Source organism: Thalassospira lohafexi, assembly GCF_002844275.1.
Taxonomy (GTDB): Bacteria; Pseudomonadota; Alphaproteobacteria; order Rhodospirillales; family Thalassospiraceae; genus Thalassospira; species Thalassospira lohafexi.
In genome coordinates this window covers 55581-75073 of the sequence record NZ_NXGX01000007.1, presented here as the reverse complement: position 1 = coordinate 75073, position 19493 = coordinate 55581, and the positions used below count along the sequence as shown (strand labels likewise).

At 53.6% G+C, this 19493-nt stretch carries 16 protein-coding genes; 8 read left to right on the top strand and 8 right to left on the bottom strand.

The genetic code is table 11. The features are described 5' to 3' along the window. Nucleotides 1-53: 53 nt before the first annotated feature. The gene (locus COO92_RS17125; protein WP_022733327.1) at nucleotides 54-776 is read right to left on the bottom strand and encodes a TetR/AcrR family transcriptional regulator; all 723 of its coding nucleotides are present in this window, start codon (nucleotides 774-776) and stop codon (nucleotides 54-56) included. 203 nt (nucleotides 777-979) lie between these two features. Here COO92_RS17125 and COO92_RS17120 point away from each other — a divergent pair, with 203 nt between their 5' ends. Continuing rightward, a complete protein-coding gene (locus COO92_RS17120) occupies nucleotides 980-1747 on the top strand; it encodes an NAD kinase (protein ID WP_101304129.1) in 768 nt (255 codons plus the stop codon). Beyond that, complete coding sequence (argE, locus tag COO92_RS17115) at nucleotides 1744-2928, top strand: acetylornithine deacetylase (protein WP_101304128.1); 1185 nt, start codon at nucleotides 1744-1746, stop codon at nucleotides 2926-2928. The genes COO92_RS17120 and argE overlap by 4 nt, the downstream gene beginning before the upstream one ends. A gap of 74 nt (nucleotides 2929-3002) precedes the next feature. Here argE and COO92_RS17110 read toward each other — a convergent pair whose 3' ends face one another. Next, on the bottom strand, nucleotides 3003-3695 hold the full coding sequence (locus COO92_RS17110; protein WP_101304126.1) for a dienelactone hydrolase family protein: 693 nt from the start codon (nucleotides 3693-3695) through the stop codon (nucleotides 3003-3005). Nucleotides 3696-4085: 390 nt separating this feature from the next. On the opposite strand from COO92_RS17110, the gene purU reads away from it, so the two are divergent. After that, complete coding sequence (gene purU, locus COO92_RS17105; protein WP_022733331.1) at nucleotides 4086-4970, top strand: formyltetrahydrofolate deformylase; 885 nt, start codon at nucleotides 4086-4088, stop codon at nucleotides 4968-4970. A gap of 75 nt (nucleotides 4971-5045) precedes the next feature. Here the strand turns inward: purU and COO92_RS17100 are convergent, their stop codons facing one another. Continuing rightward, nucleotides 5046-7208 carry a dihydroxy-acid dehydratase domain-containing protein gene (locus tag COO92_RS17100; RefSeq protein WP_101304123.1) on the bottom strand — a complete coding sequence of 721 codons (2163 nt, stop codon included), beginning with the start codon at nucleotides 7206-7208 and terminating at the stop codon, nucleotides 5046-5048. A gap of 68 nt (nucleotides 7209-7276) precedes the next feature. Continuing rightward, on the bottom strand, nucleotides 7277-8038 hold the full coding sequence (locus COO92_RS17095; protein WP_101304121.1) for an SDR family NAD(P)-dependent oxidoreductase: 762 nt from the start codon (nucleotides 8036-8038) through the stop codon (nucleotides 7277-7279). A gap of 241 nt (nucleotides 8039-8279) precedes the next feature. Here COO92_RS17095 and xylF point away from each other — a divergent pair, with 241 nt between their 5' ends. The 5 genes from xylF (at nucleotide 8280) to COO92_RS17070 (ending at nucleotide 14094) form a co-directional block, all read left to right on the top strand. Then, a complete protein-coding gene (gene xylF, locus COO92_RS17090; RefSeq protein ID WP_101304119.1) occupies nucleotides 8280-9311 on the top strand; it encodes a D-xylose ABC transporter substrate-binding protein in 1032 nt (343 codons plus the stop codon). 98 nt (nucleotides 9312-9409) lie between these two features. Next, nucleotides 9410-10675 (top strand): sugar ABC transporter permease, encoded by a 1266-nt coding sequence (locus tag COO92_RS17085; RefSeq protein WP_165792392.1) that lies wholly within the window; start codon nucleotides 9410-9412, stop codon nucleotides 10673-10675. A gap of 11 nt (nucleotides 10676-10686) precedes the next feature. After that, nucleotides 10687-11523 (top strand): ATP-binding cassette domain-containing protein, encoded by an 837-nt coding sequence (locus COO92_RS17080; RefSeq protein WP_420823348.1) that lies wholly within the window; start codon nucleotides 10687-10689, stop codon nucleotides 11521-11523. Next, nucleotides 11520-12701, top strand: a complete 1182-nt coding sequence (locus COO92_RS17075; RefSeq protein ID WP_022733337.1) for a fumarylacetoacetate hydrolase family protein — start codon at nucleotides 11520-11522, stop codon at nucleotides 12699-12701. Before COO92_RS17080 ends, COO92_RS17075 begins: the two co-directional genes overlap by 4 nt. Before the next feature lie 142 nt (nucleotides 12702-12843). Next, the gene (locus COO92_RS17070; RefSeq protein ID WP_101304117.1) at nucleotides 12844-14094 is read left to right on the top strand and encodes an ROK family transcriptional regulator; all 1251 of its coding nucleotides are present in this window, start codon (nucleotides 12844-12846) and stop codon (nucleotides 14092-14094) included. 89 nt (nucleotides 14095-14183) lie between these two features. Here COO92_RS17070 and COO92_RS17065 read toward each other — a convergent pair whose 3' ends face one another. The 4 genes from COO92_RS17065 to araD form a co-directional block, all read right to left on the bottom strand. Continuing rightward, entirely contained in the window at nucleotides 14184-14909 is a 726-nt protein-coding gene (locus COO92_RS17065; RefSeq protein WP_022733339.1) for a ribonuclease activity regulator RraA, read from the bottom strand. Between the two features lie 63 nt (nucleotides 14910-14972). Beyond that, a complete protein-coding gene (locus COO92_RS17060) occupies nucleotides 14973-16487 on the bottom strand; it encodes an aldehyde dehydrogenase (NADP(+)) (protein ID WP_101304114.1) in 1515 nt (504 codons plus the stop codon). 29 nt (nucleotides 16488-16516) lie between these two features. Next, entirely contained in the window at nucleotides 16517-17428 is a 912-nt protein-coding gene (locus tag COO92_RS17055; protein ID WP_101304112.1) for a dihydrodipicolinate synthase family protein, read from the bottom strand. A 68-nt stretch (nucleotides 17429-17496) separates the two neighbouring features. After that, a complete protein-coding gene (gene araD / locus COO92_RS17050; protein WP_022733342.1) occupies nucleotides 17497-19242 on the bottom strand; it encodes an L-arabinonate dehydratase in 1746 nt (581 codons plus the stop codon). Nucleotides 19243-19493: the final 251 nt, after the last annotated feature.

Genomic DNA, 19493 nt, shown 5'->3' with positions numbered 1-19493 from the left:
TAATTTAGATATCGACGAAACCCTGCCATCCCTACTGCATTCAAATCAGGGAATCATCCCGCCGGGCGCAGGTTATTCAGATAACGGGCAAATTCGCGCGCAAAGGCATCCTGGGTTTCAAGATTGCGCAAGGCCGGAGGCCGGGTCAGGAAACCATGCAGGGTAGCAATCAGGAATTCTGCCACAGACGACGGCTCAACATCCGTTCGCACGGTTTTGTTAAACTGTGCCTTGCCGATATGGGATGCCAGCCCGCGTCGCCAATAACGGTAAACACCATCAATACGTTTGCGTAAACTTTCATCAAGCTCCCCCGCACCCGACGCCAGCCGTGCGAGCGGGCAGCCGCCTTCAAGAAGCTCCGGGGCATTATCACCGCTAAGCCGGTCAACCTGCTCCATCAGGATGGGTAAAATATCTTCGGCGTTTTCAAGCTCATTCAGCCAGACCGTATCAACATATCCCGGAAGGCATTCCTCGATCACGGCATTCACCAGCTTGGCCTTGCCGGAAAAGTGATGGTACAGCGCACCTTTGGTCACACCACTATGATCGAGAATATTATTGATTGATGCCCCACCAAACCCGGCGCGACGGATTTCACCAAACGCCGCGTCCAAAAGCTTTTGCCGGGTTTCATCGGGATTACGCACCCGTTTTGGCACAAGAGCCGTCTCAGGCGTCAGATCAAGTGCCGTGCCCGCGTCATCCTGACTGTTGTCGGGGCGGGAAATCCGCGAAAGAGCAGATGAAATGCTAAAGGGCGATTTGGTCATACGACATACTAACTTGGCAAATGAACAAGAATCTCAGGTTCCTCTGTTTTCCCGCCAAGATCAACCAGCTTGTTCATAAGGTGAACCACCACACGTCACATGCCTCGTTGCACCACGCAGACCCTTGCAATTCAAAGCAAAGCGTACTCTATTGTTGGCGATAGCCCCTTGGGGTTTTGCGTGAATTACCCGTCGGGAAGCAGATGCAAACGGATTCCATCGCCTTTGTCGCAGCCGAAACCAAAATCGCCCAAGATGCGATGTATCGGCTGAAACACCGTTACGGCCATATCCCGCCTGACAAGGCAGACGTCATCGTTGCCCTTGGCGGCGACGGTTTCATGCTCGAAAGCCTGCACCGTTATATGGGTCGCAAGGTGCCGATCTATGGCATGAACCGCGGAACTGTCGGCTTTTTGATGAACGAATTTCGGGAAATTGATCTGCCCGAACGCATCGCAGAAGCCCAGACGGTCGAGCTCCACCCCTTGCAAATGGAAGCCCATACCGTCAGTGGTGAAAGCATGTGTGCGCTTGCAATTAACGAGGTCTCGCTTCTGCGTGAAACCCGTCAGGCGGCAAAATTGCGCATTAAGGTCGACGGGGTTGAACGATTGCCCGAACTGGTATGTGATGGTGCCTTGGTGTGCACCCCCGCAGGCAGTACTGCCTATAACCTGTCGGCGCATGGTCCGATCCTGCCGATGGGAAGCGGCCTTTTGGCCCTGACCCCGATCAGTCCGTTTCGTCCGCGTCGCTGGCGTGGTGCACTTTTACCCCATGGTGCTGAAGTTGTTTTTGAAGTTCAAAACCCGGAAAAGCGCCCGGTTTCAGCTGTGGCCGACTATACCGAGGTCCGCGATGTTTCACGCGTTAAGATCGTCGAAGACCGCAGCATGAAAATCAGACTGATGTTTGATCCGGAACATAACCTTGAAGAACGCATCCTAAAGGAACAATTCGTCGAATGACCACCGCCCCCAACACCCTTGCCCCGTCAGAAGCCACCCTTAACTGGTGCCGCAAACTGATTGCCCACCCATCGGTCAGCATGACCCCCAACATGGCTCTGATTGAAGAGGTCAAAGCACATCTTGAACCGCTTGGTTATGACTGCCTTGTCGTGCGCGATGATAGCAACACCAAGGCCAATCTCTATGCGACGATCGGGCCAAAGGTTGATGGCGGCGTGATCCTATCTGGGCATAGCGACGTGGTTCCGACCGAAGGCCAGAATTGGGCATCTGATCCCTATACCATCGACATCCGCGATGATCGGCTTTATGGCCGTGGATCATGTGACATGAAGGGTTTTCTGGCCTGTCTTTTGGCCAAGGCCGAAACCTTTAAAAATGCCAATCTTCGCGTCCCCATCCATCTGGCCTTCACTTACGATGAAGAAGTCGGCTGCCTTGGCGTGCCCAGCTTGGTGGAGGCAATCAATAATCTGCCGCACAAACCTGCCATGTGCATTGTCGGTGAACCGACCGAAATGAAGGTCATTACCCAGCATAAGGGCAAATATTCGGCGCGTGCGCATTTCACCGGGCGGTCCGGGCATTCGTCGCTTCCGGGCGAAGGCGTTAATGCTGTCGAGTTTGCGTCCCAATTCGTGGTTTTCCTGCGCCAGCTTGGCCGGACATGCCGCGATGAAGGCCCGCATGATGATGATTTCGTGCCCAATCACACCACGTTTCATTCCGGCGTGATCAACGGTGGCACGCAGCTCAACATTATCCCGCAAAACTGCTTTGTTGATTTCGAATTTCGTAATCTGCCCAACCATGACCGCATGGAACTTAAAGGACAGATTTTCGATTATCTCGACAACACCCTGATCCCGGAAATGTGCGAAACCTACGACGATGTTGGCGTTGAAATCGAAGTCGTATCCGACATGCCCGGCCTTGCCACAGGCGATGACGAAGAAGTCACCAAACTGGTCATGGCGCTAACCGGTGCGAACACAACCGGCAAGGTCAGCTTTGGCACAGAAGCCGGCGTCTTTTCTGCCATGGGCGAAATTCCCACGGTGGTTTGCGGCCCGGGCAACATTGAACAGGCCCACAAACCCGACGAATTTATCGAACTTGATCAGCTTGGCCGATGCGAAGTGTTCCTTGATAAACTGATCGGTGCACTTGTGAAATAAGCCGCTTCCATGGGCATCAGACATAAAGAAGGGCTGCGAAAATCGCAGCCCTTCTTGCGTTGCATGTAACGTGTTTAAGCCAGATTGGCTTCAAAGAATTCTGCTGTCCGGGCATTGGCGGTATCGGCATCGGTTTTGTCGTAATGCGCGCCACCCTTACGGGCAAAGGCATGATCACGGCCCGGATAAAAATGAAGCTCGGTCAGGTCATGATCCCCAAGGGCTTCCTTGATAACGTCCTGTGCCTCGGTCGGGATAAATTCATCATTACCGGCCAGATGAACAATCAGCGGATTTTTAATGTTGTCCGCTTCATTCATGTAATTGTTCATGCCGCCACCGTAATATGCCGCAAACGCATCGCCATCGGTGCGTGTTGCCGACAGAAACGTCAACAACCCACCAAGACAGAAGCCAACCACACCAACCTTGCCATTCGCACCCTCAAGGCTGCGGGCGGCCTTCATGGTTGCGGCAATGTCTTCGACACCCTTATCGACATTGAACGACTGATAATAGCCAAATGCCTGCTTCCATTCGGCCTCAGTTTTGTCGGTAATGTCGATGCCCGGCTCAATCCGCCAGAACAGATCGGGACAGATGGCAATATAGCCCTGTTTGGCATAATCGTCGGCAATGTCACGCATCACCGCATTGACGCCAAATATTTCCTGAAGAACAACGACAACAGGTGCCGGCAATATTGCGGGCATGGCAACATAGGCATCAAATGAACCGTCCGGGGTGGTGACATTCAGCTTGGTCATCGTGATAAGGCTCCTTGATTTGATCTTAAATCCCACAGGCCTTAAGCCGCCCGCAGATCATTGGTCAATGAAGTATGCCAAGATCACGGAACCACAAGGTTTGGTCACCAAAAAACACATTTCAACAATCAATTGCGCAAACTAAGATTGATATCTCGTATTATCTAATTGAATTAGATTGCCATTTGTTGGACGTTGCGGCGAACTTCGGAGCATCATGTTTCAAAAGCGTACCTCAAGCAGAAAGAGTGGAATTCTTATGTTTCGCATTTCTCGCTCTGGGAACGTGAAAATACACTTGATATTTAATGCTTCTGCCCGCCCCTGAGACATTTCCCGATGGACCGGGTCGGGCAATTTTAATAACTGTTTAATTGAAGGCCGAACGAGATGAAAAGCTACGTTCTGACAGTCACCTGTGACTCCCAGCGCGGGATCGTTGCCGCTATTTCCGCCTATTTGGCTGAACATGGCTGTAACATCACCGACAGTTCCCAGTTCGACGATATGGAAACCGGTCTGTTCTTTATGCGGGTCGCCTTCGTCAGCGAAGAAGGTGTTGATCAGGAAACTCTGTCACGTGGCTTTGATGGTGCGGCGACCAAACTTGGCATGAACTATCAATTCCACGACAGCGACCATAAGATGCGCGTTCTTCTGATGGTGTCGCGTTTTGGTCATTGCCTGAACGATCTTTTGTATCGCTGGAAAATCGGTGCCTTGCCAATTGATATTGTCGGCGTGGTGTCGAACCATTTCGATTATCAAAAGGTCATTGTTAACCACGACATTCCGTTCCACCACATCCCGGTGACCAAGGACAACAAACCCGAAGCCGAAAAGAAGCTTCTTGATCTGGTTGCCGATAGCGACGTCGAACTGATCGTTCTTGCCCGCTACATGCAGGTTCTTTCCGATAATCTTTGCAAGAAAATGAGTGGCCGGATCATCAATATCCACCATTCATTCCTGCCAAGCTTTAAGGGTGCGAACCCATATCGTCAGGCTTATGAACGTGGTGTGAAACTAATCGGGGCCACCGCCCATTACGTGACCGCGGACCTCGACGAAGGCCCGATCATTGAACAGGACCTTGCCCGCATCACCCATGCGCAAAACTCTGCCGACTACGTATCCATCGGACGTGATGTTGAAAGTCAAGTGCTGGCGCGCGCGGTTCATGCCCACATCCATCATCGATCCTTCATCAACGGCAATCGCACCATCGTCTTCCCGCCAAGCCCGGGAAGCTACGCATCCGAGCGGATGGGATAACTCAAAAAAAGCCCCGGCCTTTTAAAGACCGGGGCTTTTTCATGTTTGGATTCCGAGCCTGATGTTGTTAGCCGATCAACGCCAGCCTTTAACAGCCCGCCGGTCGACAGCAGGTGGAACAATCCCGCGCGCGGCATTCCCAATACCATCAAGCACATTACTCGCAGCAATATCGCACTGACGGGATTCCATACGTTTAAACCGCGCGTCAAACATTTGAGCCCGATCAGCCTGAAGTTTAGGATCGGCTGGCAATTCACGCCCTTCAATAAAGGCCTTTGGATCAAGCCAATCAAGGGTCAGCGACGTCAGATTAAGACGCAAAACATCCCCGTCACACAAATAACCAATACCACCGCCCGCGAAGGCTTCGGGGACCATATGCCCAATGCAGGCCCCCTTGGTCACACCGGAATAGCGCCCATCGGTAATCAGCATCGAGGATGCTTCAAGAATGCGGTGATGGCGCAAGTTCTGTGACGGTGAAAACATTTCCGGCATGCCATAAGCTTCTGGCCCCTGCCCGCCAATAACAAAGGCAAAGGAAAGGTGCCCTTGTTCAAACATGTCCTTGGGGGCATCCATATCAACACGATTTCCCCCGTTACGGCGGACAACAGCGGCAATCAGTTCTTCGCTGACACCATCGGTTTCCATCAGGCGGGTGACCAGATCGGGTGATGCAAAATCACCATTACAAACATGTTCATTTTCGTAATAGCGCACGATGAAAACATGATCATCGAAATGCGATAACAGCCGGTCACTCATACCCGATGTTTTGACCGCGCAGTTTTCAAAGAAACTGCCGGTGATGACATCAACGCCGGATCGCTGCCGGACCGGCGTTGCACGGATCACCGACGCATCACCAAGGGTAACATCGACCGGATTATCCAGTCCGGCAATGCGCTGCCCCCATGTCTTGCCAAGAACTGTCGGCGCATCAAGGTCCATCGCCACCCCAAGATCACTGAGTATGCGATAAATGCTTTCCATGCCGCGATTTTTGCCTTCGGCCATTTGCTGGGCCAAAACGAACGTGTCGCGATTTTCGGTTAAGCTATGAGCGAAGATTTCCGGGACCGGGGTTTTGGTTCGGACATCCTGATAGTCGTCAATCGAGACATTAAATCCGGCATAGCGCATCATGAACGGCAAATGCAGCAGCATATTACTGCTGGACCCGGTGGCATTATGAACACGCACGAAATTGGCAAAATTTGCCTTAAGCAAATTGCCTATCGCATATTCCGGTTTATTAAAGACGCCAAACAGTGCATCCACTCCGGCCGCGACCGCCGCAAAAGGCGGAACATCGGTGAGCAGTTCCAGTTCCGGCGGCGTCAGACCAAAGGCCGCCAGCATGGTGCGCGATGAATTCCCCGTGCCGTTAAAGGCACAAATACCGCCCTTGGAGTCACAAGTCGCCGTTGCCAGCTCATCCAAGACGCGCCGTTCCATCGCCCCGTCAATCAATCCAAGCAAACGTGCCCGTTCGAGCAATCCAGCAAAGGCCTCATCGGACGTGCATTGCAGGATATACCGCATGTTTTCGCGGATATCCCCGCCCAAGTCATCATGCCCGGCATGATCCGCATCGGATGCAATTTTATCAAGCAACCGGCGCGTCCCATCGGGGATTTCGCCGCCCTTTAAAACGTGTGATGGTGCAAACACCGCCCAGACCGGGGCCTGATCGCCACGATAGGCGCGCGCATGATCTGCTGATGCCAGCCCCGCCACCACAGCAGCCGGCGATTTATCGCAACCGGCAATGACGTAGGCCGCGTGATAACTATGGCCTTCAAAGGTGATGTTGACTGCGGCAGCCGTATGATTGCGTGATGCCAGCGAATAGCTTTGCCCGATATTGTTTTGCGCTGTGCCATCACAAATCACCGGCACATGAAACAGAAACGGCACCCCGCCCATTTCCCAGATCCGGATGGCCGCCATCAACGCCTGTGGCCGATCCAGAAGATGGGCAGGATGATCCGGCGCACCGGCAATGATCGCAATACGCGGACGGTTTTCCACCAGACGACCAACTACATCCTTTATTTCAGGAACGGAAAAATCCCGGTCGCGCGCAACCGTCGGGTTTTCATTTACCGCACTCCGCAAAAGACTGATCACCGTGATCGGTTGATTTGCCAATCCTTGGATACAATCACGGTAGGGGTTGGCTTTTTCGTCAATAATGACGGGCTGGGCAGGCAGATTGGTCGGTGACATGGTGGGTCTATCTCAATCGGGGCAAGAATGCGGAACGTTGGCGTGTATAGCTGTCAGATTATCGCGGATCAGACAAGACCGCCATCGACAATAAAGCTTTGCGAAGAACAGGCCGAAGAAACGTCAGACGCCAAAAACAAAACCATCTGCGCAACATCATCACCGACAAGACGACGTTTCACACACTGTTGTTCCTGAATGCGTTCTTCGTCGGCGGGCGTTATCCAGAGATCAAGTTGCCGTTGGGTTATGATGCAGCCCGGAATCACCGTATTGACCCGAATGCCATCCGCCCCCCAGTCGCGGGCCAATGCCCGGGTCATGCCAATAATGCCAGCCTTTGCCGTTTCATAGGTCACCAGATCGGGTAATCCCATTAAATAACTTACAGAACTGAAATTAATAATGCTGCCGCCACCCTTTTCGCGCATGCCTTGCGCCACAGCACGGGCACAGAAAAACTGATGGTTCAAGTTAACATCAAGCCCGTCACGCCATTGCTCTGGCCCAATGTCTTCGGGGCGATGGCGATCATCGCGTGCGGCATTATTAACCAGAACATCAACAGGCCCGATGGCAGCGGAAAGTTCGCGCACAGCGCCGGGAATTGCCGCCTGATCACGCAAATCGAGTGATTTATAGACAGGCGCAACACCGTGATCTTCGCGGATCGAGTCAATCAGTTTTTGCGCAGCGTCATCGTCAATGTCGATAAACCCGACATGTGCACCCTGGGCACAGAAAGCCCGCACGATTGATGCACCAATCCCCGATGCCCCGCCGGTCACAAGAACCGACTTGCCATCAATGTCGTGATATTTCGCTGTCATAACGTTCCCTGCCATTTTTTCATTTTATTTTAGGCTTCCAAATTAAATGCTGCGCTGCAACCTACCAAAATCCCCGATTTATACTAAAGATGCAGAAATTCAGGGCATATATTTCGGCATTAGCATGTTTTTTAATTTGATCACTAAAAAAAATTTGACAGGGCGACCTCTTCACGTCAACATTTTTTCGACAACAAAAATAAATGTCACCTAAAGACACACTCATTCAGGGAAGAAACAGATGAAAAAACTCCTTTCGACGGCCATGTTGGCCGGAACAGTATTGATGTCGGCAAATGCCTTTGCCGCCGACCTCACCGTTGGCGTTAGCTGGTCAAACTTCCAGGAAGAACGTTGGAAAACCGATGAAGCCGCCATCAAAAGCGCGCTTGAAGCAGCTGGCGCTGAATATATCAGTGCCGATGCGCAAAGCTCTCCGTCCAAGCAGCTTTCAGATATCGAAAGCCTGATCGCACGCGGTGCAAATGCACTGATCGTTCTGGCACAAGACTCGTCGTCAATCGGCCCGGCAGTGACGAAGGCAACGAACGAAGGCATTCCGGTCGTTGGCTATGACCGACTGATCGAAGACGCGAGCGCTTATTACATTACATTCAACAACAAGGAAGTCGGTCGCCTTCAGGCCGAAGCCGTCTTTGCCGAGCAACCAAAAGGCAACTACGTCTTTATCAAGGGCGCACCAACCGACCCGAATGCCAATCTTCTCCATGAAGGACAGCTTGAAGTTCTTCAGGCTGCGATTGATTCAGGTGATATCAAGGTTGTTGGCGAAGCCTATACCGATAGCTGGCAGCCAACAATTGCACAGCGCAATATGGAACAGTTCCTAACCGCTGCCGACAACAAGGTTGATGCGGTTGTTGCTTCTAACGATGGCACTGCCGGTGGCGTTGTCGCAGCGCTTTCTGCACAGGGCATGCAGGGCATCCCGGTTTCCGGTCAGGATGGCGATCATGCCGCACTGAACCGCGTTGCTCTTGGCACCCAGACGGTTTCGGTTTGGAAAGATGCCCGCCTTCTTGGCAAGCGCGCGGCTGAAATCGCTGTTGAACTGGCAGGTGGCACCAAACTTGGTGATGTTGACGGCACAGCCGACTGGGAAAGCCCGAACGGTGTTACCATGAAATCCTATTTCCTGGATCCGGTTGCGATTACCCAGAACAAACTTGATCTCGTGATTGATGCTGGCTGGGTTTCAAAAGACGTCGTTTGCCAAGGCGTTTCGAGCGGCAAGGTAGCTGCCTGCAACTAAGGCAGCCAGTTTCCTCCGACCTTGCTTAACCCGGGGCCGACAGCTGTATCCATGCGCAGAATACAGCACGTCGGCCCCGCTGCTTTACGAGCTTTTTCATGTCACGACTGCTTTCGAAAATGGAAGTCGACCGCCGACTGATCGGTCTGGCTTTCGTCCTGCTGATCATATGGGTCGGTTTTGATATCGCATCGGGCGGGCGCTTTATCACCCCGCGTAATATCTTTAACCTGTCAGTTCAGACGGCCTCTGTGGCTGTTATGGCCTGCGGCATGGTTCTGATTATCGTCACTCGCCATATCGACCTTTCCGTTGGGGCGATCCTTGGCGTTCTGGCGATGATCATGGGTGTTGTTCAAACCGATTTTCTTCCGCAATTCCTTGATTACAATCACCCGATGACGTGGGCGCTTACCCTTTTGATCGGCATTGCGGTTGGCGCTGCCATCGGCGGGATACAGGGACTTGCCGTTGGCTACCTCGGCGTGCCTGCCTTTATTGTTACCCTTGGCGGACTTCTGGTCTGGCGTGGGTCAGCATGGTGGGTTACGCAAGGGCGTACCGTTGCCCCGCTTGATCAGAATTTCATTTTACTGGGCGGCGGGATCGAAGGCACGATTGGCGCAACATGGAGCTGGATCGTTGCTGCGGTTGCCATTGTGGCCATCATATATGTCGCCATCATGGACCGTCGTCGCCGCCTAGCTTTTGATTTTCCGGTCAAGCCGATTTGGGCAGAATACACCAATACCATCGTCAAGGCCGGACTGGTTTTAGCCGTTATCACAACCTTAAACGCCTATCACCTGCCGACCCGTGCTGCCGAGCGCATCCTTGAGAACAAGGGCATCCCGGTGACCCCGGAGAATATCGAAATCTCGCACGGCATTGCTATTCCGCTTCTGATCGTCGCCCTGGTTGCGATTGTCCTGACAGTTGTTGTCAAGCGCACCCGTTTTGGCCGGTATATCTTCGCGATTGGCGGCAATCCGCAGGCAGCCGAACTGGCGGGCATCAATGTCAAACGCATGACCGTTGCCGTGTTTGCCCTGATGGGGGTTTTGTGCGCCATCAGTGCGGCGATTTCATCGGCCCGCCTGCAATCAGCTGGCAATGACCTTGGCACGCTTGATGAGCTGCGTGTGATTGCTGCCGTTGTCATCGGCGGCACGTCGCTTGCCGGAGGTGTCGGTACGATTTACGGGGCCCTCATCGGCGCACTTGTAATGCAAAGCCTGCAAAGCGGTATGGCGCTTTTGGGTGTTGATACGTCGCTACAAAGTATCGTGATCGGGCTGGTCCTTGTTCTGGCTGTCTTTAGCGACAAGTATTTCCACCGTCGTTATAGCGACCCTACCGCGTAAGGAGACCGGATATGCCAGACATGAATGATACCAATACCGATAAAAATCCGCTGGTCGAAATGCGCGACATCCATGTCAGCTTTGGCGGGGTCAAGGCGGTGGATGGCGTTTCCATCGACCTTTATCCCGGCGAGGTCGTCGGGGTACTTGGCCATAATGGGGCAGGCAAGTCGACCCTGATCAAAATCCTGTCAGGGGCCTATCAGGCCGATACCGGGCAAATCGTCGTCGACGGCAAGGAAGCCAAAATTGAAAATGCGCGTGATGCACGTGACAATAACATCGAGACGATCTATCAGAATCTTGCCCTTGCCGATAACCTTGATGCTACGCAGAACCTGTTTTTGGGGCGCGAATTTGTCGACAAGTTTGGTTTCCTTGATGATGCCGCCATGGAACATAAGGCGCGTGAAGTCCTGCACCGGCTGAACCCGAACTTCAAAAAATTCACATCCCCGGTGTCCGCCCTGTCGGGTGGTCAGCGCCAGTCGGTGGCCATTGCACGCGCGCTTTTGTTTGAAGCACGTGTCCTGATCATGGATGAGCCCTGTGCCGCACTTGGGGTGCATGAAACCAAAATGGTCTGCGAACTGATTAACAAGCTCAAACATGACGGGCTTGGTATTCTATTGATAAGTCACGACCTTCATGATGTATTTGATCTCTCTGATCGCCTTCATGTGATGAAAAACGGCAAACTGGTCGGCAGTGTCAGAACAGAAGATGTCACCCATGATGATGTTCTTGGCATGATCATTTTGGGCAAGATGCCCGAACATCTTTTGCATTTGGCCGGACCGGGCGCCACCAACGCGACCAACACCCAGACAAGCGAGACACCCTTATGACCAACGGCTTCCCAACCAACCTCAATGACATCCTGCCAGATGATGCCAACCATGCCATTTTGATTGGACGCATATGGGATCCGCGCGTTTCCGGGCCAACACCCGTACTGGTTGATGGTGACAAATTGCGCGACATCAGCAGCATCGCCCCAACCGTCAGCCAGCTTCTTGAAATCGGCGATCTTGTTGGCAAACTGGCGCGTCCGGCAAACTTCCCCATCGTTGGTGCCCTTGAAGATGTTCTCGCACAGTCAAAACCGGGTGCTGACAAAAACACAGCCCATCTCCTCAGCCCCAATGATTTGCAGGCGATCAAGGCGAGTGGTGTCACATTCGTTGCCAGCCTGCTGGAACGCGTGATCGAAGAACAGGCCCGTGGGGATGCCAGTAAGTCCGATCAAATTCGCACCGAAATCACCGGTATCATCGGCGATGACCTGTCACAGATCGAACCGGGATCGGAAAAAGCCGCCGATATCAAAAAGGTCCTGATCGAGAAAGGCGCATGGTCACAGTATCTCGAAGTTGGCATTGGCCCGGATGCGGAAATCTTCACCAAGTCGCCTGCTATGTCCGCCGTTGGTCATGGCGCGCATGTTGGCCTGCATCCGATTTCAACATGGAACAACCCGGAACCCGAAGTCGTTCTGGCAGTCACATCACAGGGAAAAATCGTCGGTGCCAGCCTTGGCAATGACGTCAACCTGCGCGATGTCGAAGGCCGATCTGCCCTTTTGCTGGGCAAGGCAAAAGACAACAACGGGTCGTGCTCAATCGGGCCGTTCATCCGCCTGTTTAATGATAGCTTCACCCTTGAAACGGTTAAGGGTGCTGATCTTGCGATGGCTGTCGATGGACCGGATGGCTATCACCTTGATGCGGTAAGCTCGATGAGCCAGATCAGCCGATCCCCCGAAAGCCTTGTTTCACAGGCGATTGGCAAGCATCACCAGTACCCGGACGGCTTTATGCTGTTTTTGGGCACCATGTTTGCCCCTACCGATGACCGGGGCGGTGCGGGCAAGGGCTTTACCCACGAAATGGGCGACCTTGTGACCATTGCCACGCCAAGCCTTGGCAAACTGATCAATCAGGTGGATCGCTCGGACGTGATCAATCCTTGGCAGTTCGGGATCACCGCCCTTATGACCAACCTTGCCGCACGTGGTTTGCTTTAAGGACGGGCAATTTGCTGCGGCACTTTCCGATTTTCTATCCCCTTGCCAAAACGGGATGAAAAATGCCCATATCAGCAAGACGGAGTGCGGACAGTTTTATCCGCCCCGTCTTGCCACTGACACCTGAAAGCAGACCCACCGCATGAGCCGTCGCACCGAAAGCGATACCCCGCGCCAACCATCCCAGATTGCCATCTTGCGCTATCTGCGTGTTCATGGACCGGCGGCACGCATCGATATCGGCACGGCCACGGGCTTAAGCCCCGCAACCGTCACGTCGCTTACCGCCGATCTGATGACACAGGGGCTGGTGCAGGAAAGTCAGGCTACGGTAGCAAGCGGTACGCCCAACGCCAACGGCACACATGGCACAACACGTGGTCGCCCAAAGGTACTGCTTGATCTGGTCCCCGGTGCGGCGTGCGTCATTGGCGTCAAGCTGACAATCAATCTGATCGAGATCGCACTGGGCAATTTCAAAGGCGAAATCGAACGCAACACCGAACACAGCATCAAAACCCGTGATTTAACCGACCGGCAACTGATTGACACCCTGATCACGCTGATTGACAGCTTCATCAAAGATAACAGCGACATCATCACACATCCGCCAGTCGGCATCAGCGTCGCAGTACAAGGCGTAACCGACAGCAACAGTGGTGAAATCATCTGGTCACCCGCCCTGCGTCATCGTCAAATTGCCATTACCCGACCGTTAAGCGAACGCTATGGCGGAGTTGTGCAAATGTCCAATGACGCCAACTGTATTGCCACAGCCATCACCCAGAACACCACATTGCATGGCGGTGGTGATTTTGCCGTGATCATGCTGGGATATGGCATTGGCATGGGGCTGGTGTTAAATGGCAATGTCTATAACGGCCATTTTGGCACCGCCGCCGAATTCGGTCATATGAAGTATCAACCCGATGGTCCGCTGTGTAATTGCGGGCGCCGCGGATGTCTTGAGGCATATATAGGTGATTACGCCATTTTACGCGATGCGCTTGGCCTGATTGACCTTGCCGATGCCAACAGCCTGCACCCCAGCGAAGAACAAATGATGGATCTGGTCGCACGCGCACGGGCTGGCAATGAAGACCTTGCCGATCTGTTTCGGCATGCCGGCAAGGTTCTTGGATATGGCATTGCCAATCTGATTGCCTTGATTGGTCCCAAACGGATTTTCATCACCGGGTCAGGCGCACGGGCCTATGACCTGATGGCGCCGGAATTGCAACGCGGACTGCATCTCGCGCAAGTCCCCGAATTGCACCGCGGCCCGGAAATCGTCCATCTGGCATGGGACAAGGATCTGGCCCTTCAAGGGGCAATTGGTCAAAGCCTGCTGCGTCATGACGAAAACATGTTCAAGGCTGGTACCAACACCTAACACTCAACGCGATGTCGAGCCCAAACCACAAAAAAAGCCGCCCCGCTTCGGAGCGGCTTTTGTATTTTTTCCGGCAGTGCGATCAAGCCTTAGCGACCGTTCTTTTTGCGCCATGCTTCAAAGTTCACCTTGGTTTCATCCTTGGTTGCCGGATAAAGACCAATGATCGGCTTGCCTGACATAACTTCTTCAAGAACAAAGTCCTCAAAGCTTTCCATACCGGCACATTCTTCGGCCAACTCATCAGCAAGATGCGCTGGAAGAACAACAACACCGTCTTTATCACCAACCAAAACATCACCGGGAAACACAGGTGCATCGCCACACCCGATCGGCACATTAAGGTCATAGGCCTCATGCAGCGTCAGGTTGGTCGGCGCAGACGGGCGCGAGTGATATGCATGAATGGCAAGTTTTCCGATGCCATCGGCATCCCGGAAACCACCATCAGTCACGATCCCCTCGACGCCACGCTTCATCAAACGGGTTACAAGGATCGATCCCGCCGATGCCGCGCGCGCGTCCTTGCGGCTGTCCATCACCAAAACATGTCCCTCCGGGCATTGCTCAACGGCAACGCGCTGCGGGTGGTTTGGATCCCGGAACACCTCAATCGGGTTGCGATCCTCACGTGCGGGGATATAGCGCAGCGTATAGGCCTGCCCAACCATATTTTCACTCTTAGGGGCAACCTGCTGGACATTCTGGATGAACTGATTGCGAATGCCGCGCTTAAAAAGGGCCGTACATAACGACGCGGTGCTTACCCGTTTAAGCTTGTTACGGATTGCATCACTCAGGACATAATCACTCATACTTCTTTACTCCGTAGAGTGCCCGGCCGCGCACAGCCGGGCAATATCATTGGGAAAACACAATCAGACAAGATCAGCAGGCAAAACATCCGCCGGGATGTTCTGATAGCAAACCGGACGCAGGAACCGACGAATGGCCATGGTACCAACCGACGTCGCACCAAAGTTGGTCGATGCCGGGTACGGCCCGCCGTGCACCATGGTGTCGGAAACTTCCACACCGGTCGGGAATCCATTGGCCAGAACACGGCCAGCTTTACGTTCCAAAATCGGCATCAACGACCGGGCATCCCCTGCATCACCACCATCAAGATGCAGCGTGCAAGTCAACTGACCGTCAAGCGCCTTGGCAATGGTACGCATTTCTTCCATGTCCTTGACCCGGACAACAAGACCAAGCGGGCCAAAGACTTCTTCGCCCAATTCATGATTTGAAAGCCAGTTTTCACCGGTGGTTTCAAACAAATACGGCGTTGCATTGCGCAGATCACACGACGTGGTCAAAACGTCTTTGACACCACTGGTCGAAGCAATCCGTTTTGCGCCGGCACGATAAGCATCCGCCATGCCATCGGTCAGCATGGTCTGAGCCGAAACCTCGGCAAGGCCAGCCTTGGCCGCATTCACAAAAGCATCGGCATCCGGCCCGTCAATCACAACTGCGATCCCCGGATTGGTACAGAACTGCCCTGCCCCCATGGTCAGTGATCCTGCCCAGCCTTTGCCAAGCACCTCGCCGCGTTCTTTCATCGCGACCGGCATCATAAACATCGGATTGACCGATCCAAGCTCACCAAAGAACGGAATCGGCTCAGGACGGCTTGCACACAGATCAAACAACGCACGTCCACCGCCAAGCGATCCGGTAAAGCCAACCGCCTTGATCAGAGGATGCTGCACAAGGCTTTGGCCAACATCGCGTTTACCGCCTTGAATAAGGCTAAACACACCTGGATGAACACCACATGCCTTGATCGCGGCATCAATCGCCTGAGCGACAATTTCACCAGTGCCCGGATGGGCCGAATGCCCCTTGACCACAACCGGACAGCCAGCCGCCAGGGCCGACGCGGTATCGCCACCAGCAACAGAGAATGCCAGCGGGAAGTTCGATGCACCAAACACAGCCACTGGACCAATCGGACGCTGCATCAAACGCAGATCCGGGCGCGGCAAGGGCGCACGATCCGGCAATGCTTCGTCATGACGACGATCAAGATACGCACCATCAAGAATATGGCTGGCAAACAGACGAAGCTGTCCAACCGTGCGGCCCCGCTCCCCATTCAGGCGGGCTTCGGGTAGCCCGGACTCCTGCGTGCCAATTTCGGTAATTTCATCACCGCGTGCGTCGATCTCATCAGCAATCTTATTCAGCAATGCTGCGCGGTCTTCGCGGGTGGAATAGGCAAAGGACCAAAACGCGTCTTCGGCGGCCTTGGCGGCCTGATCGACCAATGCCGGAGTGCCAACCGGGAATGTATTGGCCGGGCCATGGGCCGGTTCGGACTGGAACGTCGCATCGCCTGCGACCCAGTCACCCGCGATCAGATGTTTGCCTGTCAGTTTATAGGACATAGATGCCTCCTTGGTGCGGCAGGGCCGCCTTATTTTACAAGATTGTTTTGACGCATAAACGTGGTCAGTTTTTTGTGCTGTTCATCGGTCAGCGGCCATGCAGATGGCGGACGCGTCGCGCCACAATCATCACCCAGCAGTTTAAGCGCTGCTTTGACACCCGTCACGTTCGTACCGTTCATTTCTTCGGCACGGACGTCTTCGAATGCCTTCATTTCACCGATTAACTGACGTGCCTTGGCATAGTCACCACCCTCAAGGGCGGCGTGGATCGCCATGGAACGTTCTGGCCAGACATTGATCAGACCAGATGTAAAGCCACGCGCCCCCACCGCATAAAACGCTGGTGCCCAAGTTTCGGCCAAACCACCAACCCAGACAATGTCAGGATCACATGCATTGATCGCATCAGCCAGTTTCATGGCGTTGGGCGTCGCCCATTTCACACCCGCAACACCTTCGACAGCACACAGGTCAGCAATCGCCTTGGTGCCAATCGTATCGTTGCGCAGATACAGCATCATCGGCAACCCGCCGGACGCATCAGCAATACGTTTGATGTAATCAACAACACCGCGTGGTGCGACGAACGGATCAGGCGGCTGATGGATCATCAAGGCTTCTGCACCGGCATCTGCCGATGCCTTGGCCAAGGCGCAGGCATCGCGCACACCGCGCCCGATACCAGCGAGCATCGGCGCACGGCCATCGAGCATCTCGGCAACGGATTTTGCCATGGTGATGGCTTCATCTGTGGTCAGCGCATAAAACTCGCCGGTATTTCCATTGACCACCGGAAAATGAACCCCGGCAGCAAGTGCACGGTCAATAATCGGTTTGAGCTTGGTTGGCGCGATGTCGCCATTGTCATCATACGGCGTAACAAGAATGCCCGAAATCCCGGACAGCACGCCACGCAGATCGGCTTTTGAAAGTGCCATTGAACTGTATCCCTGAGTGATGCGGTTCGCGGGGGCCATAGCTAGCCCCCGCTTTGCGTCTTTTGCGTTTAGAAGATGTCCGGCTCGCCGGCGGTTTCGCCAAACTTCGGCGATAGGAAATCGAAATCACAGCCTTCATTGGACTGTGTCACGTGCTTGCCAAACATATAGCCATAGCCACGCTGGAAACGCGGCTCGGGTTTTTGCCACGCAGCACGACGGCGTTCGATTTCTTCTTCATCGACCAGCATATCCAAACGACGGCTATCAAGATCAAGCCGCACGATGTCACCGGTTTTCAGCAACGCCAGCGGACCGCCAATATAGGATTCGGGTGCCACATGCAGCACACATGCCCCATAAGACGTTCCTGACATCCGGGCATCAGAAATACGCAGCATGTCACGATGACCCTGTTTGATCAGGGCTTTTGGAATGGGTAGCATGCCCCATTCGGGGAAACCGGGCCCGCCAAGCGGACCCGCATTGCGCAGAACCATGACGTGATCGGGCGTGACATCAAGGTTTTCGTCATCAACCGCCTTTTTCATTTCCGGATAGCTATCAAACACCAGTGCCGGGCCCTCGTGATTGCGGAAACGCTCATCACAGGCTGCAGGCTTGATCACCGCCCCGTCGGGGCACAGATTGCCGCGCAAAACCGCAAGCGATCCCTGATGATAGACCGGATTGGACAGCGGCCGAATGACATCATCATTATAAACAACCGCCCCCTCAAGCGTTTCGCCAAGGGTTTTACCTGTCACGGTCGTCACCGACGTATCAAGCTTATCGCCAAGCTGCGCCATCAGTGCACGCAAGCCGCCAGCATAATAAAAATCTTCCATCAGGTAGTCATCTTTGCCCGATGGTCGAATGTTGGCAATCAAGGGCGTAGTACGCCCCAGCGCATCAAGATCATCGAGTGTCAGATCAATCGATGCACGCCGCGCCATGGCCAGCATATGCACAACCGCGTTGGTCGAACAGCCGGTAGCCATCGCGACAACGGCGGAATTTTTAACCGATGCCGGGGTAACAATTTTTTCCGGTGTCAAATCTTCCCAGACCATATCAACAATACGACGACCACATTGGGTCGACATACGGATATGACCGGCATCCGGTGCCGGAATGGATGACGCCCCCGGCAGGCAAAGCCCCATCGCCTCGGCAATGGCTGTCATAGTCGATGCGGTTCCCATGGTCATGCAGTGACCATATGAACGCGCAATGCCGCCTTCGACCCCAACCCATTCTTCGTCACTAATGTTACCGGCACGCCGTTCGTCCCAATATTTCCAGGCATCCGAGCCCGAACCAAGGATTTTACCGGCATAATTGCCACGCAACATCGGCCCCGCAGGCAGGTAAATCATCGGAACACCGGCCGACAGCGCGCCCATCACCAAACCCGGTGTGGTTTTATCGCAGCCGCCCATCAACACCACGCCATCAAGCGGGTGGGACCGGATTTGTTCCTCGGTCTCCATGGCAAGCAGATTGCGATAAAGCATCGAGGTTGGTTTGGTGAACGACTCATCAACCGAAATAGATGGCAGTTCAACCGGGAAACCACCGGCCTGATGAACGCCCTTTTTCACATCACCGGCACGTTCACGGAAATGCGCATGGCACGGATTAAGCTCCGACCATGTATTAAGGATCCCGATGACCGGACGCCCGGTCCAATCCTCAGGATCAAGCCCCATCTGCATCAGACGCGAACGATGGCCAAACGAACGAAGATCATCGGGCGCAAACCAGCGCGCACTTCTAAGATCTTCTGCAGCTTTTTTATGTTTCTCGGACATGGCGTCCCTCCCGTAGTTCGGCTTTTTCCCTGTTTTCCACATGTTACACGAAAAACAGGAGCCTGCACTTTTCATTGATGACCTATGTATGCGCATACAAGGACAAGATGTCAAGTAAACTTACATGTACAAGCATACTCTATATAATACAGAAAATATCCGAGAAACTCAGCAATTGACACCAATTGAAACAAGATGTATCAAGTTATGTATGCGCATACATATGGCTTTTAAATTTACAAGCCAAAACA